We start from the raw sequence: 15,142 nt of genomic DNA, 5'->3' as shown, positions 1-15,142 counted from the left end.
CGTCAGGAGGCTCTACAGGGTGGGGAGGGTGGTTGAGCTCGGGAGCGGGGAGTCCACGAGCGGCCACCAGGTCTGGGGGGCGCCGATCTGCCAGGCGGCCCACCCGAGGGCAAGGCCGACGACGACGAGCCCGATGATCACGGCCACCCGCACGGGCTGCGGCCCGGTCACGGTGCGCACGATGCTGCGCGTCCCGCGCCGCAGTGACGGACCACCGGGGCCCCACCAGGCGGTGAGGCAGGCCAGCGCCCCGGCGCCGGCGAGGAGAGCCGGGTGGTCGAAGCTCGTCGGTCGGGTCGCGACGCGGGCCAGCACCGCGCCGCCGACGAGCAGCGCGCTGACGCCGACGAGCGCCGGCAGGATGCTCGCCCACAGGGTCGTCCAGATCGCCCCGAGCAGGTGCAGCGGAGACTTCGCTGCCGCCACGGCGGAGTCGCTGCGGCGTCGTCCGTGGGCGTACCGCCGCATCACCGTGGAGGTCATCGATCCGTCGATCGTGCGGGCCACGACGGCGCCGAGGAGCACGACGGCGAGGGTCAGCAGCGGGGCGATGGCGAAGCCCCCGGCGAGCGCGACGACCAGCGCGGCGAGCACCCCCGATCGCAGCGGCAGCCGGATGCGTGGGTCGCTCTCGCGGTCGTCCTGGCCCATGCCGGGCCACTGCTGCGGCGGCCCGGGCCGGGGTTGCTGGGGCGGCGGCCGGTAGGCCTCCGGGTGACGGGCGGGCGGACCCTGGGCCGCGTACGCCGGCGGCGCGGGCTGGTGCCGGACGGGCGAAGGGGACCCGCTCGGCTCGGCGTGCGGGAGGACCGTCGTGCCGCGCTGCGGCAGCACGGTCGTCGCCGACGACCCCGGCATGGGCCGGGCCCTGGCGGGCAGCGCGGAGGTGACGTCCTCACCGCGGGCGTACTGCTCCAGCGCGCGCAGCACCTCGTCGGCCCCGGGACGCCGGCTCTCGTCCGGGTTCAGCGCGGCGTAGAGCAGCGGCGCGAGCCGGTGGTCGACCCCGGTGAGGTCCACGTCGCCGCGGCAGACCCGGGCCAGCACCGCCTCCATTCCGCCGCGACCGAAGGGAGGGCGTCCGCTCGCCGCGAAGACCAGCGTTGCCGCCCAGCCCCACCAGTCGGTGGCGGCGTGCACCTCAGCCCCCTCGATGATCTCCGGGGAGAGGTACCCCGGGGTGCCCATGACCATGCCGGTCATCGTCATCCGGGACGAGTCGGCGTCGTGGGCGATGCCGAAGTCGATGAGCACCGGGTCGCCGTCGACAAGCAGGACGTTGCCCGGCTTGAGGTCTCGGTGGACGATGCCGCTCTCATGGATCGCGCGAAGCGCCTCGGCGAGGCCACGGGCGAGCCGCAGGAGGGAGTCGGGGTCGAGGGGGCCGTGCTCCTTGACGTGGGCGTCGAGCGAGGGTCCTGGCACATAGCGGGTGACGATGTAGGGCTGCTCGGCGTCCAGGTCGGCGTCGAAGACGGGGGCGACGCGCTCCGAGCGGACCCTCCCGAGGGTGGCCACCTCGCGGGCGAGGCGCTCCCGGGCGTCGGCGTCGTGGGCGACGTGGGGGCGCAGCGCCTTCAGCGCGACGGCGCGACCCTTGGTGTCCAGGGCGAGGTGGACGACACCCATCCCCCCTTCGCCCAGCTGCTGGACCACCCGGTAGGGACCGATCCGGGTGAAGTCCGAGACCGCGACGTCCTCTCCCCCGTCGTCCCGGGGGTCGCCGTCCACCGGCTCGTCGGGGTGGCTCCCCAGCAGCTCGGTGGTCATGGCCCCAAGGGTAGGGGTCGCGCCCTGTGCCGGTGAGGAGCGTTGCCTGGGCGTGCCCTGTGCGTCAGCCGTGAGGCCCGGAGCCCGGCCGTGGGACCGAGCGCCACGGACCGGGTGCGGCCAGGCGAGTCACTGGCTGATGTAGGCCTCAAGCTGGTCGCGCTCGGCGGAGAGCGCGCTGATCCGCCGCTTGACCACGTCACCGATCGAGACGATGGCCTGGAGCTGCCCGTCGCGCACGACCGGGACGTGCCGGATCCGGTGCTCGGTCATCGTCGCCTCGAGGCTCCCGAGGTCGTCGCCGGGATCGCAGGTGCGCACCTCGGCGGTCATGATGTCGCTCACCGGGCGGTCGATGATGCCGGCACCGTCGGCGTGCAGGCGCCGCACGACATCGCGCTCGCTGACGATGCCGTCGACCGCCGAGCCGTCGGCGGAGACGACGACGGCGCCGATCTTGTGGTCGGCGAGCAGGGCTAGCAGCTCGGCGACGGAGCGGTCGGGTGCGATCGTCACGACCTCGCCGCCCTTGTCCCGGATGACGTCAGTGATCTTCATGGACCGACGGTAGCCGCGCCCACCCTCGAGGGGAAGGGGTCACTAGGGTGAGGTCGTGGGCGGCTCGCCCACGCGAATCCGGACGAAGGGGTGCACGTCGGTGGACAAGCAGACGACCTTCGACTTCGTGGTAGCGGCCAACCGGCTGCCCGTCGACGCGGTCGAGCGGGAGGACGGCGAGGTCGAGTGGCGGCGCTCCCCGGGCGGCCTGGTCACCGCCATGGACTCGGTGATGCGCGGACGCGACGGCGCCTGGGTGGGCTGGGCCGGGACGCCCGGCGAGGCTCCCGCCCCCTTCGAGTCCGAGGGAATGTGGCTGCACCCCGTGCCGGTCTCGGCCGAGGAGATCGAGCACTACTACGAGGGCTTCAGCAACGACACGCTGTGGCCGATCTACCACGACGTCATCGTCCCGGCGCGCTTCCGCCGCACGTGGTGGCACGCCTACCGTCGGGTGAACGAGCGGTTCGCCGAGGCGGTCTGCGAGGTCGCCGCGAAGGGGGCGACGGTCTGGGTGCACGACTACCAGCTGCAGCTCGTCCCCGAGCTGGTCCGTGAACGCCGCCCCGACGTGCGGATCGGCTGGTTCAACCACATCCCCTTCCCGCCGGTCGAGCTCTTCGCCCAGCTGCCGTGGCGCGCCCCGCTGCTGCGCGGCCTGCTCGGTGCCGACTACCTCGGCTTCCAGCGCACCGCCGACGCGCAGAACTTCGTGCGGGCCTGCCGGTCCTACCTCGGGGCGACGACGAAGGGGGACCGGGTCACCCTCCCCGCCGAGGACGGGCAACCCACGCGGACGGTGCGGGCCAGCGCCGTGCCGATCAGCATCGACGTCGCCAGCCTGACCGAGCTGGCTCGCAGCGAGTCGGTCCAGCAGCGTGCCCAGGAGATCCGAGCCTCGCTCGGCGACCCCAAGACCCTGCTCCTGGGCGTGGACCGGCTCGACTACACCAAGGGGATCCGGCACCGGCTCAAGGCCTACGAGGAGCTGTTCGAGGACGGCGCCCTGTCCTGCCCGGACGTCACCCTCGTGCAGGTCGCGACCCCGAGCCGTGAGCGGGTCGACGCCTACAAGCGGCTGCGCACCCAGATCGAGACCACCGTGGGCCGGATCAACGGCACCTACTCCACCGTCGGGGCGACCGCCGTCCACTACCTCCACCAGAGCTACGACCGCGCGGAGATGGCCGCTCTGTACCTGGCCGCCGACGTCATGCTCGTCACCCCCCTTCGCGACGGGATGAACCTCGTTGCCAAGGAGTACGTGGCCTGCCGGCACGACCTCGGCGGCGCCCTCGTCCTCAGCGAGTTCACCGGCGCCTACCACGAGCTGAGCCAGGCCTTCATCTGCAACCCGCACGACATCGAGGGGCTCAAGCAGACCATCATGCGCGCGATCACCGGCGACGAGAGGACCAAGCGCCGGATGATGTCGGCCCTGCGCAAGCGGGTGACGCACAACGACGTCACCCGGTGGGCCAACCACTTCCTCGCCAACCTCGAGGCCTCGCCGGAGAAGCCGGCGTGAGCGACCCCGCCGCGCTCGGCGAGGACCTCGTCCGCGTGTGCGCCGTCGGCTCGCTCGTCGTGGCGAGCGACTTCGACGGGGTCCTCGCCCCCTTCGTCGACGACCCGCTCGACGCCCGGCCCCAGCCCGGCACGCTGGAGGACCTGCGCGCCCTGGACGCCCTGCCCTCGACCACCGCCGTGCTCGTCTCCGGCCGTGACCTGAGCACCCTGACGGCCCTGACTGACGGCCCCGAGGACGGGTTGGTCCGCATCGGCAGCCACGGCGCGGAGTCCAGCCGGGTCGCCCAGACGCGCCTCACCGACGAGACGTCCGCGCTGCTCGCGCGCGTCCGGTCCGAGGTCACCGCCGCGTTGCGCGACCGGGGTGTATCGGCCCGCGTCGAGGACAAGCCCGCCGCGGTGGTGCTGCACTCCCGTGGGGTGAGCCCGGCAGATGCCGAGGTCGTCGCCGGCATCGCCGAGGAGGTAGAGCAGATCGACGGCGTGCGCCTCCTGCGGGGCAAGGACGTGCACGAGCTCGCGGTCGTCACCGCCGACAAGGGCAGCGCGCTACGCGCCCTCACCGACGAGCTCGGCGCCGACGCCTTCGTCTACCTCGGCGACGACGTCACCGACGAGCACGTCTTCGAGGTCGCCGGCCCCGCCGACGTGACGATCAAGGTCGGGCCGGGGAGCACCGCAGCCCGCCACCGGGTCGAGCGGGTCGAGGACGTTCCGGCCGTCATCGCCAAGGTGAGGCGACTGCGCGAGGCGCGCTGACCCCCCTTCGCCCCGCTGCTGCGCCGGCCGCCCCGCTGCCAGCCGCGAGCTTCGACACCCTCTCGCGCATCTCGTCGCCATCGGTCTAGGATCACCTCACCGTTACATCCCTTTACAACGGATCGTCCGGCACGTTCCTGCCGGTGAAGGAAAGGCAAAGGCGCCATGGCAACAGTCAAGTTCGACAACGCGACGCGGGTCTACCCGGGCAACGACAGCCCGAGCGTGGACCAGCTCAACATCGACATCGAGGACGGCGAGTTCCTCGTCCTGGTCGGTCCCTCGGGGTGTGGCAAGTCCACCTCGCTGCGCATGCTCGCAGGCCTCGAAGAGGTCAATGACGGCAAGATCTGGATCGGTGACCGGGACGTCACCGACCTTTCCCCCAAGGACCGTGACGTCGCCATGGTCTTCCAGAACTACGCCCTCTACCCGCACATGTCGGTCGCGGAGAACATGGGCTTCGCGCTGAAGATCGCCGGCGAGGACAAGGCCCAGATCCGCGAGCGGGTCGAGGAGGCCGCGAAGATCCTCGACCTCACCCAGTTCCTCGACCGCAAGCCGAAGGCGCTCTCCGGTGGTCAGCGTCAGCGTGTCGCCATGGGCCGCGCGATCGTCCGCTCGCCGCAGGTCTTCCTCATGGACGAGCCGCTGTCGAACCTCGACGCCAAGCTCCGCGTCCAGACCCGGACCCAGATCGCCTCGCTGCAGCGGCGCCTCGGGGTCACCACCGTCTACGTCACCCACGACCAGGTCGAGGCCATGACGATGGGCGACCGGGTGGCGCTGCTCAAGGACGGCATCCTTCAGCAGTGCGACAGCCCGCGCCGGATGTACGACCACCCGGACAACGTCTTCGTCGCCGGCTTCATCGGGTCCCCGGCGATGAACCTCGTCTCGACCCCGGTCGTCGACGGCGGTGTCGACTTCGGCACGACCACCCTGCAGGTCGAGCGCGACGCGCTCGCCGAGGCCGGGAGCCGGGTCATCGTCGGCATCCGTCCCGAGGACGTCGAGCTGACCTCCGAGGGTGACGGCATGGCGATCGTCGTCGACGTCGTCGAGGAGCTGGGCGCCGACGCCTACATCTACGGCTCGGCCGAGGACGCGGCCCAGGTCGACAGCGGCGAGGACGACGATGGCGTCAAGCCCTTCATCGCCCGCGTCGACGGCCGCCGGCCCCCGCGCAAGGGCGAGACGATCTACATCAAGCCCCAGGAAGGCCACCTGCACGTCTTCAACGCCGAGTCCGGCCACCGCATCGGCCACTGACGGAGGCGGGCATGCCGCTGGAGATCTCGGCGGCCCGGCCGGACCCCGCGCTGCTCGACCTGCCGTGGAGCATCCCGCTCGAAGAATGGCCGCAAGACCTCCTTGCGGCCCTCCCTCGCGGGATCTCCCGGCACGTCGTGCGGTTCGCCCGGCTGTCCGGCAGCGTCATCGCGATCAAGGAGATCAAGGCCGACATCGCGCGGCGTGAGTTCCAGATGCTGCGTCAGCTCGGGCGGCTCGACCAGCCCTGCGTCGAGCCGCTGGGTGTGGTCACCGGACGGACCGATGCCGCCGGCGAGCCGCTCGATGCCTGCCTCATCACCCGGCACCTGCAGTTCTCGCTGCCCTACCGGGTGGTGTTCAGCCAGCACCTGCGCGAGGACACCGCGGTCCGGCTCCTCGACGCCCTGGCCGTGCTCCTCGTCCGGCTGCACCTCGTGGGCTACTGGTGGGGCGACGTCTCGTTGTCCAACACCCTCTTCCGCCGCGACGCGGGAGCCTTCGCCGCCTACCTCGTCGACGCCGAGACCGGTGAGCTGCACGAGCAGCTCACCGATGGTCAGCGCGCCCACGACATCGACATCGCCCAGGTCAACATCGCCGGGGAGTTCATGGATCTCGAGGCCAGCGGGGTCCTGCCCGAGGGCCTGGACCCCGTGGTCATGGCGCAGGACATCGTCACCCGCTACGAGACGCTGTGGCACGAGCTCACCGAGGACGAGTGGTTCGACAGCGGCGAGACCTGGCGGGTCGATCAGCGCATCCGTCGGCTCAACGCCCAGGGCTTCGACGTCGACGAGCTGGCCATCGCCACCGACCTCGACGGCACGCGCATCCGCATCCAGCCCAAGGTCGTCGACGCCGGCCACCACAGCCGACGTCTACTGCGACTCACCGGCCTGGACGTCGAGGAGAACCAGGCCCGCCGGCTGCTCAACGACCTCGACAGCTACACCGCCGCGACCGAGCGCCAGGGCGAGGACGAGGAGATCGTCGCCCACGACTGGCTGAACCGGATCTACGAGCCGACGGTCCGCGCCGTCCCCGCCGAGCTGCGTGGCCGGCTCGAGTCGGCGGAGATCTTCCACGAGGTGCTCGAGCACCGGTGGTTCATGGCCGAGCGGCTGGGCCACGACATCGACATCCGCGAGGCGCTCGACGACTACCTGCGGCACGTCCTGCCGGGCAAGCCGGAGGAACGCTCGGTCATCGACGAGGAGCGGTCCTCCTGATCCGACCCCTCCTTCGCAGATCCCCGGGGAACCTCAGACCAACGGCTCCCCACCCCCTTCGCAGATCCCCGGGGAACCTCAGACCAACCGCTTCCCACCCCTTCGCAGATCCCCCACCGGCGCGCCGCCGGTCAGGCGTGCTCCCTGCGGCGGGCCACCTCGTAGAGGGCCACACCCGCGGCGATGCCGGCGTTGAGCGACTCGGTGCCGCTCGCCATCGGGATCGAGACCACCTGGTCGCAGGTCTCCCGGACCAGCCGGGAGAGGCCCTTGCCCTCGCTGCCAACGACGACGACGAGCGGCTCGGTCGCCAGCTCGAGGCCGGGCAGCTCGACATCGCCGTCCATGTCGAGCCCGACAACGAAGAGGCCCTGCTTGCGGTAGTCCTCGAGGGCCCTCGTGAGGTTCCCCGCCTGGGCGACCCGGACCCGCGCCGCGGCACCGGCGGAGGTCTTCCACGCGGACGCGGTCATGCCGACCGACCGCCGGCTCGGCACGACGACACCGCTGCCGCCAAACGCCGCGACGGATCGGATGATCGCCCCGAGGTTGCGCGGGTCGGTGATTCCGTCCAGCGCGACGACGAGGGCCGGTCCGTCCTGACCCGTGTCGACGAGGTCGTTGGGGTGGGCGTAGTCGTAGGGCGGCACCTGGATCGCCAGGCCCTGGTGGGCCGCACCGTCGGTGATCCGGTCGAGCTCGGTGCGGGGGGTCTCGAGCACCGCCAGTCCCCGGTTCGCCGCGATCGTCAGTGCCTCACGCACGCGGTCGTCGCTCTCGATCCGACCGGCCACGTACATCGTCGAGACGGGGATGCCGGCTCGCAGCGCCTCGACCACGGGGTTGCGCCCGGCCACAACCTCGGTCCCACCGGTCTTGCGACGAGGCGCCGGCCGGCCGGAGGCCTTGCGCCCGGCGGGACGCTTCTGCTTGTACGCCTTGTGGTTGGGGCGGTCGGACGCCTTGGGCGTCGGGCCCTTGCCCTCGAGCCCCTTACGGCGCTGGCCGCCTGACCCGACGACCATGCCCTTCTTCGTGCCGCTGCGGCGCACCGCGCCCTGACGCCTGCTGCTGCCCGCCATCAGCTGTCCTTCCCGGTAAGTGTCCACCGGGCACCGCCGGCGGTGTCGGCGACGCTGATCCCGGCCTCGGTCAACGCGTCGCGGATCCTGTCGGCGGTCTCGAAGTCGCGTGCCGCACGGGCCTGCTCGCGGGTCTCGATCTGCAGGCGGACGAGGGCGTCGAGCGCTGCATGCAGCTGGGCGTCATCGCCCGATGGTCCACCGGTCCACGCGGACGCCAGCGGGTTGATCCCGAGGACGTCGGTCATCGCGACGACCCGGTGGGCGATGTCCGCCGCCTCCTCGTCGTCCCCCTCGTCGAGGGCGATGTTGCCCGCGCGCACGAGATCGTGCACGGCGGCCAGGGCGCTGGCCACGCTGAGGTCGTCGTTCATCGCCTCGGCGAAGTCGTGGGGGATCTCGACCTCGACGTCACCATCGAGGACGCTCACCCCCGGCAGCGCCCGGCGCAGGAAGCCCTCGATCCGCTCCACCGCGGACTCCGCCTCGTCCAGCGACCCCGGGTGATACTCGATCGTCGAGCGGTAGTGGGCGGCGGTGAGGAAGTAGCGGATCGTCAGGGGCGAGTGCTCCTGGGTCAGCACCGAGACCTCGAGCGCGTTGCCCAGGCTCTTGCCCATCTTCTCGCCCTGGACCGTCACCCAGCCGTTGTGCATCCACAGCCGGGCGAAGTCGAGCCCGGCGGCGCGGGACTGGGCCTGCTCGTTCTCGTGGTGAGGGAAGCGCAGGTCGATCCCCCCGCCGTGGATGTCGAAGGTGTCGCCGAGGTACTTGCGGGCCATCGCGGAGCACTCGAGATGCCATCCCGGGCGACCGCGACCGAAGGGGGTGGGCCAGCTCGCGGTGGCCGGCTCCTCTCCCTTCGCCCCCTTCCACAGCGCGAAGTCGCGCGGGTCGCGCTTGCCCCTCGGGTCGGCGTCGTCGGCGGCGACCATGTCGTCGAGGTCCTGGTTGGACAGCTCGCCGTAGCGCGACCAGCTGCGCACGTCGAAGTAGACGTCGCCGCTGCCGTCCTGCGCCGGGTAGGCATGCCCGGCGTCGACGAGCAGCTCGATCAGCTCGACCATCTCCGGGATGTGTCCCGTCGCCCGGGGCTCGTAGGTGGCCGGGAGGACGCCCAAGGTGTCCAGGGCCTGCGAGGTCAGCCGCTCGTTGCGGTAGCTCAGGGCCCACCACGGCTCGCCGGTGTCGGCCGCCCGGCGCAGGATCTTGTCGTCGATGTCGGTGACGTTGCGGACCAGGGTGACCTCGAGGCCGTGCCCGCGGACCAGCCAGCGGCGCAGCACGTCGAAGGCAACGGCGAAGCGCAGGTGCCCGATGTGCGGTGCGCCCTGGGTGGTCAGGCCGCAGATGTACATGCCGACCCGTCCGGGGGTCAGCGGCTCGAAATCCCTGAGCTCACGGGTGGCGGTGTCGTAGAGGCGCAGCGTCACCCGGTCAAGCCTACGTGGCATCTCGCCTCACCCCCTTCGCCCAGTCGAAGAAGGATCGTCACCTCGAGGTGACGATCCTTCTTCGAACCAGCCCGGGAGCGGCGAGCTCACTCCCCCCGGTCGATCCACTCCTGCAGGTGCGGGCGCTCGTCACCGATGGTCGTGCGCTCGCCATGGCCGGTGAGCACGACCGTCTCATCGGGCAGAGCGAAGAGCTTGTCCTTGATCGACTCGATGATCGTGTCGAAGTCGGAGAACGAGCGCCCGGTCGCCCCCGGCCCGCCCTGGAAGAGGGTGTCGCCGGAGAAGAGCACCCCGAGCGCCGGCGCATGCAGGCAGCACGCGCCCGGTGCGTGCCCAGGGGTGTGGAGCACGTGCAGCTCGACGTCACCGACGGTGATCACCTGTCCCTCAGTGAGGTCCTCGTCGGGGACCCGGTCGGGATAGGTCATCTCCCACAGCTCCCGCTCGTGCGGGTGCACGACGATCGGGGCGCCGAGCGCGTCGGCGAGCTCGGCGGCGGCGTTGACGTGGTCGTTGTGCGCGTGGGTGCAGACAATCGCCTCGAGAGTACGCTCCCCCACCGCTTCCCGGATCGGCTCGACCTCGTGCCCGGCGTCGAGCACGACGCAGACCTCGTCGTCACCGACGAGCCACACGTTGTTGTCGACCTCCCACGAGCCACCGTCGAGCTCGAAGGTCCCCGAGGTCATGACGCGCTCGACCCGGACCCCGCCCGGGCTGGTCGGCAGCTGCTCGTCGGCCATCAGAGGATCACCACCGAGCGCAGCACGTCACCGGAGTGCATCTTGTCGAAGGCGGACTCGACGTCACCGAGACCGATCCGCTCGGTGATGAAGGCGTCGAGGTCGAAGCGGCCCTGCTGATAGAGGTCGACGAGCATCGGGAAGTCCCGGCTTGGCAGGCAGTCGCCGTACCAGCTGGACTTCAGCGCGCCGCCGCGCCCGAAGATGTCGATCATTGGCAGGGTCACCGTCTTCTCCGGCGTCGGCACCCCGACGAGCACGAGGGTCCCGGCGAGGTCGCGGGCGTAGAAGGCTTGCTCGTAGGACTCGGGCAGCCCGACCGCATCGATCACCACGTCGGCGCCGAAGCCTCCGGTCAGCTCCCGGATCCGCTCGACGACGTCCTCCTCCCCACCGTTGATCGTGTGGGTCGCGCCGAAGCCCTTCGCGGTCTCGAGCTTGCGCGGGTCGAGGTCGACCGCGATGATCGTCGTCGCCCCCGCGAGGTGCGCGCCCGCGATCGCCGCGTCGCCGACACCGCCGCACCCGATCACCGCGACCGAGTCACCCCGGGTGACCCCGCCGGTGTTGACCGCGGCACCGTAGCCGGCCATCACCCCGCACCCGAGCAGCCCGACCGCCGCCGCGTCCGCGGACTCGTCGACCTTGGTGCACTGCCCCGCCGCGACGAGCGTCTTCTCGGCGAAGGCGCCGATGCCCAGCGCCGGGGTCAGCTCCTCGCCGCTGTCGGCGATCCGCATCTTCTGCTCGGCGTTGTGGGTGTCGAAGCAGTACTGCGGCTCCCCCTTCGCGCAAGCGCGGCACTCCCCGCACACGGCTCGCCAGTTGAGGACGACGAAGTCGCCCGGGGCGACCTCGCTCACCCCTTCGCCGACGGACTCGACCCGGCCGGCCGCCTCATGGCCGAGGAGGAAGGGGAAGTCGTCGGTGATCCCCCCTTCGCGGTAGTGCAGGTCGGTGTGGCACACCCCGCAGCTCTGCACCGCGACGATGGCCTCCCCCGGGCCGGGATCGGGCACGACGATGTCGACGATCTCGACGTCGGCCCCCTCCGACCTCGCGATGACTCCTTGGACTGTCTGCGGCATGCCTGGCTCCTTCACCTGATCGCGTGCGTGCCCCCATCCTTGCGCGAAGGGGGCGCTGGTCGGCAAGTGCGGGGTGGGCTCGTTAGCATCCGCTTATGACGCGTGTCCTTGTCGTGGAGCACCAGGAGAGCTGCCCGCCGGCAGCGGTCGGGCGCTGGCTCGAGGGCGAAGGGGTAGAGCTGGCGATCGTGCGGCCGTACCTCGGCGACGTGGTCCCGGAGGACCTCGGGGAGTGCGACGGCCTCGTCGTGCTCGGCGGGTCGATGGGTGCGGACGAGGACGAGCGGGCGCGGTGGCTGCCTGCGGTGCGCGCGCTCATCACCCGTGCGGCCCGAGAGCGGCATCCGGTGCTGGGCATCTGCCTCGGGCATCAGCTGGCGGCACTCGCGCTGGGCGGTCGCACCGGGCGCAACCCCGTGGGTCAGACGGTCGGCGCCCGCACGGTGACGCGTTGCGAGGAGGCGGCGACGGACCCGGTCGCCGCTGCGCTGCCGCACTCCGCCTGGGTGCCGCAGTGGAACGACGACGCCGTCCTCGCGCTCCCCGACGGCAGCACGGCGCTCGCGGTCAACGACCGCGGTGACCTGCTCATGGCCCGCTTCGCCCCGACGGTCTGGGGGATCCAGGGCCACCCCGAGGCGGGGCGGGAGCAGGTGGAGCGCTGGGCGGCGACCGATGCGGGCGAAGGGGGACTGACCGGCTGCGCCGTCGAGGAGCTGCCCTCGGTCCTGGGCGAGGTCGAGCGCCGCGAGCCGGAGGTCGAGTCCGCGTGGCGGCCGGTCGTCGCGGCGTGGGCCGGGCTGCTGGGGGCCGGCTAGAAGTCCCGCGCGGTCTCCGGCGCCTGCGCGCCGATCCGGCCGAGATGGATCCGCCGGGCGAGGCGGATGGCGGGGCGCAGGCAGAAGAGCACCGATCCGATGACGAAGAGCCAGACGGCCAGGGTGGTCGTCTCGGACCAGAAGAAGAGGATGCTGCCGACGAGGAAGAGCAGACCCGCGCAGAAGTCGTTGATGATCGAGAGGGTCTCGTAGCCGCGGCGGATCTGCAGCTCCTCGCGCCCTATCCGGATGGTCAGCTCGCGCGGTGCTTCGCCCATGGCGCTCAGTCTGCGGCCCGGGCCGGGTCGGTCGCAACGACGAGGGCGGTCGCGATCGCCGCGCACCCCTCACCGCGCCCGGTGAGGCCGAGACCGTCGGTGGTGGTGCCGGCGAGCGATACCGGGGCGCCGCAGGCCTGGCTCATCGCCGCCTGGGCCTCGTCGCGGCGAGTCCCGATCTTCGGCCGGTTCCCGACGACCTGGACCGCGACGTTGCCGATCTCGAAGCCTGCGGCTCGGACGAGCCGGGCAGCCTCGGCGAGCAGGGTCACCCCGCTCGCACCGGAGAGCTCGGGGCGGGCGGTGCCGAAGTGGGCGCCGAGGTCCCCGATGTTGGCCGCCGAGAAGAGCGCGTCGCACGCGGCGTGGCAGGCCACGTCGGCGTCGGAGTGCCCCTCGAGCCCCACCTGGTCCGGCCAGGCGATCCCCCCGACCCACAGCGCGCGGCCGCTGTCCTCCGCGGCGAAGGCGTGGACGTCGACCCCGATCCCGACCTGTGGCAGCTGCGTCATGCCGTCAGTCTCCCGGATGGGTCATGGGAGGGCGCACGCACCGACGATCGACGACGCGACCCGGACCTCGGCGCTGACGCTGAAGTCGCTGCCGTACTCGTCGAACCACGAGACCTTGTGGTAGTCCGCGTCGTCCGCGATGACGACCTTGTCGGCCGTGAACCCGTGCTGCCTCATCACCGCCTCCGCGACCTGCTCGACCTGCGGCCACCGAGAGTGGTCGAAGTCGTCGGTGCTCGCCCCGCCGAGATAACTGCGTGACACGCCGCCCAGCCCGTCGAAGGGTGCCTGGCAGCCTGCCTCGGTCTCCGGGGCCGGGTCCTGGTCGAACGACACCCCCGGCACCTGCGAGCTCAGCTGGGTCTGGAGGTCGTTCATGGCTGCGAGGTATCGCTCGTGGAGCTCCGCGGCGCGCGGTCGCGACTCCAGCTCCTGCTTCGGCTCCATGGCTCCGTCCTTCCCGTCCGTCGTCTGCCCGCACGCGGCAATCAGGCACAGCATCATCACCAGCGCCGCCCGCCTCACCTCTGGACCATCCTCGTACCTCCGATGACGACCTGGGACATGTTGTGCTGGGACGTCGACCGCTCCTCCAGGTAGGAGCTGTGGCCAATCGTGCGGTGACCGTAGTCCGAGTCCTGCGTGCTCAGGTGGGTATAGCCGTGTGGATCGCGTGAGGGGTCCCGCCCGAAGTACTCGAGGTCGGCCACGACGTCCCTGTCGTTCTCCAGGACGTAGATATGCTGCTGGTCGAGCCGATGGTCCGGTGTCGAGCCGAGGAACCAGTCACGCCAGCCGCTGTCCGGACCGGGCGAGCCGAAGAGGACGGCGTCGTCGACGGACTCTGTGCGTTGCAAGCCGGAACTCGTCGTCGTCGAGCCGTAGGAGTGCCCGAGGTTCGTCAGGTGGGGGTCGTCACCTGGACGTGCGGCCACGATTCCGTCGTCGAAGGCCGCGAGCTGCACGCCTCCCTCGCGTGCCATGGCGTTGCTCGTGACCGAGCGGTCTTCACCGAAGACCACGCTGCCGTCGAGCTGGGGCGCCTGATAACCGATCCAGGTGACGGTGGCGATGCTCTCGTCCCCACGTCCTGCGGCTCGAAGGTCCTCCATCGCCTTGGTTCGAAGGGAGGCCATGGCGCCGTCATATCCTTCGAGGCTGCCCTGGACCGTCGAGGTGAGCCCGGGTGTGAAGACGGCGACATGGTCGGCCGTCTGCATGTTCCCGACCGAGATGGCTGCCTCCATCCGGTCCCGGGATGCGTCGAGCTCGACGAGCTGACGGTCTGGCAGCGCCGCGGTGCGCTCGACGGCGTCGAGCGAGGCGATCTTGTCATCGAGCTCGCTGCGGATGAGCGGGTCACCGCTGAGCCAGGTCTCAGCGCCGTCCCAGCGCTCTTGCAGCCACCGGTACTGGTCGCCGACCCCCACCCAGTTCGCGACGGCGTCGTCGCCCCCCTGGGTCAGGGCTGCCCGCTGCGCCTCGAGATCGGCGCGCAGCACCGGCAGGTAGGCCCGGTTCGCCTGGTCGCGGACGTCGAAGGGGATCCCGTCCCGGTTGCCCAACCACTCCGGGTGGGCGGCCAGGACCGATGCGCGCTCTGCTGGCATGAGGCCCGCCCACCAGGTCGCGTTGTCGACCGGAGCGGATCCGGACGCGGGAGGGGTCAGCTGGTCGAGCGGCCGGGGCGACGCCGCACCGCCGGAGGTGGCACCCGAGCGCTGCGATGCCGGACCACCGAACCCGCCACCGACGAATGCCCCTGCCGTGCTGCCCGTACTGGCCTTCTCCTGCGCCTCGGCCTGCCCGCGCAGGTCTCTGGCAGCGATCCGGATGGCGTCGACGGCGATCTCGATGTCCCGCCTCGCGGCCCGAGAGCGCGCGGCGAAGTCAGCGGCGTCCGGCCCCTGCCAGGCGTCACGCAACCGCGCGCCAGCCCGAGCGACGTCGTTGCCGGCCGTCGTTCCCCGCTGCGCGAGACGGTCCAGGGTGACGGCCGAGCGCCGAAGCGCCTCGGTATCGGCACCGTGCGTAAGCGTCATC

General features: G+C 71.5%; 15 protein-coding genes. 5 read left to right on the top strand and 10 right to left on the bottom strand.

Going from position 1 to position 15,142, the window contains the following annotated elements:
* Nucleotides 1-12: 12 nt before the first annotated feature.
* Both FB557_RS02850 and FB557_RS02845 read right to left on the bottom strand, forming a co-directional pair.
* Nucleotides 13-1,770: a serine/threonine-protein kinase gene (locus tag FB557_RS02850; protein WP_144855428.1), complete on the bottom strand. Its 1,758-nt coding sequence runs from the start codon at nucleotides 1,768-1,770 to the stop codon at nucleotides 13-15.
* A gap of 129 nt (nucleotides 1,771-1,899) precedes the next feature.
* Nucleotides 1,900-2,328: a CBS domain-containing protein gene (locus FB557_RS02845; RefSeq protein WP_144855427.1), complete on the bottom strand. Its 429-nt coding sequence runs from the start codon at nucleotides 2,326-2,328 to the stop codon at nucleotides 1,900-1,902.
* Nucleotides 2,329-2,428: 100 nt separating this feature from the next.
* On the opposite strand from FB557_RS02845, the gene FB557_RS02840 reads away from it, so the two are divergent.
* The 4 genes from FB557_RS02840 (at nucleotide 2,429) to FB557_RS02825 (ending at nucleotide 7,121) form a co-directional block, all read left to right on the top strand.
* Nucleotides 2,429-3,856, top strand: a complete 1,428-nt coding sequence (locus FB557_RS02840; protein WP_144855426.1) for an alpha,alpha-trehalose-phosphate synthase (UDP-forming) — start codon at nucleotides 2,429-2,431, stop codon at nucleotides 3,854-3,856.
* The gene (gene otsB, locus FB557_RS02835) at nucleotides 3,853-4,617 is read left to right on the top strand and encodes a trehalose-phosphatase (RefSeq protein WP_144855425.1); all 765 of its coding nucleotides are present in this window, start codon (nucleotides 3,853-3,855) and stop codon (nucleotides 4,615-4,617) included. The genes FB557_RS02840 and otsB overlap by 4 nt, the downstream gene beginning before the upstream one ends.
* 165 nt (nucleotides 4,618-4,782) lie before the next feature.
* Nucleotides 4,783-5,889: an ABC transporter ATP-binding protein gene (locus FB557_RS02830; RefSeq protein ID WP_144855424.1), complete on the top strand. Its 1,107-nt coding sequence runs from the start codon at nucleotides 4,783-4,785 to the stop codon at nucleotides 5,887-5,889.
* 11 nt (nucleotides 5,890-5,900) lie between these two features.
* The gene (locus tag FB557_RS02825) at nucleotides 5,901-7,121 is read left to right on the top strand and encodes a DUF4032 domain-containing protein (protein WP_144855423.1); all 1,221 of its coding nucleotides are present in this window, start codon (nucleotides 5,901-5,903) and stop codon (nucleotides 7,119-7,121) included.
* A 131-nt stretch (nucleotides 7,122-7,252) separates the two neighbouring features.
* On the opposite strand, the gene rlmB is transcribed toward FB557_RS02825, so the two are convergent.
* From rlmB to FB557_RS02805, 4 genes are all read right to left on the bottom strand, one after another.
* Nucleotides 7,253-8,203, bottom strand: coding sequence for a 23S rRNA (guanosine(2251)-2'-O)-methyltransferase RlmB (gene rlmB / locus FB557_RS02820; protein ID WP_144855422.1), 951 nt, complete (start codon nucleotides 8,201-8,203; stop codon nucleotides 7,253-7,255).
* On the bottom strand, nucleotides 8,203-9,636 hold the full coding sequence (gene cysS, locus FB557_RS02815; RefSeq protein WP_144855421.1) for a cysteine--tRNA ligase: 1,434 nt from the start codon (nucleotides 9,634-9,636) through the stop codon (nucleotides 8,203-8,205). Before cysS ends, rlmB begins: the two co-directional genes overlap by 1 nt.
* Nucleotides 9,637-9,743: 107 nt before the next feature.
* Complete coding sequence (locus FB557_RS02810; RefSeq protein WP_144855420.1) at nucleotides 9,744-10,403, bottom strand: MBL fold metallo-hydrolase; 660 nt, start codon at nucleotides 10,401-10,403, stop codon at nucleotides 9,744-9,746.
* Nucleotides 10,403-11,491 carry an S-(hydroxymethyl)mycothiol dehydrogenase gene (locus FB557_RS02805; RefSeq protein WP_144855419.1) on the bottom strand — a complete coding sequence of 363 codons (1,089 nt, stop codon included), beginning with the start codon at nucleotides 11,489-11,491 and terminating at the stop codon, nucleotides 10,403-10,405. Before FB557_RS02805 ends, FB557_RS02810 begins: the two co-directional genes overlap by 1 nt.
* Before the next feature lie 95 nt (nucleotides 11,492-11,586).
* Here FB557_RS02805 and FB557_RS02800 point away from each other — a divergent pair, with 95 nt between their 5' ends.
* Nucleotides 11,587-12,309, top strand: coding sequence for a type 1 glutamine amidotransferase (locus FB557_RS02800; RefSeq protein ID WP_144855418.1), 723 nt, complete (start codon nucleotides 11,587-11,589; stop codon nucleotides 12,307-12,309).
* Here FB557_RS02800 and FB557_RS02795 read toward each other — a convergent pair.
* The 4 genes from FB557_RS02795 to FB557_RS02780 form a co-directional block, all read right to left on the bottom strand.
* Nucleotides 12,306-12,587, bottom strand: coding sequence for a YrhK family protein (locus FB557_RS02795; RefSeq protein ID WP_144855417.1), 282 nt, complete (start codon nucleotides 12,585-12,587; stop codon nucleotides 12,306-12,308). The genes FB557_RS02800 and FB557_RS02795 overlap by 4 nt on opposite strands.
* A gap of 5 nt (nucleotides 12,588-12,592) precedes the next feature.
* The gene (gene ispF / locus FB557_RS02790; protein WP_144855416.1) at nucleotides 12,593-13,099 is read right to left on the bottom strand and encodes a 2-C-methyl-D-erythritol 2,4-cyclodiphosphate synthase; all 507 of its coding nucleotides are present in this window, start codon (nucleotides 13,097-13,099) and stop codon (nucleotides 12,593-12,595) included.
* A 21-nt stretch (nucleotides 13,100-13,120) separates the two neighbouring features.
* Entirely contained in the window at nucleotides 13,121-13,546 is a 426-nt protein-coding gene (locus FB557_RS02785) for an LppA family lipoprotein (RefSeq protein ID WP_170236158.1), read from the bottom strand.
* Between the two features lie 74 nt (nucleotides 13,547-13,620).
* Complete coding sequence (locus tag FB557_RS02780) at nucleotides 13,621-15,141, bottom strand: alpha/beta hydrolase (RefSeq protein ID WP_170236157.1); 1,521 nt, start codon at nucleotides 15,139-15,141, stop codon at nucleotides 13,621-13,623.
* Nucleotide 15,142 lies beyond the last annotated feature (1 nt).

The sequence above is a fragment of the Marihabitans asiaticum genome, from assembly GCF_007828725.1.
GTDB classification, from domain to species: Bacteria; Actinomycetota; Actinomycetes; order Actinomycetales; family Dermatophilaceae; genus Marihabitans; species Marihabitans asiaticum.
This window is presented reverse-complemented; position numbering and strand designations above follow the sequence as displayed.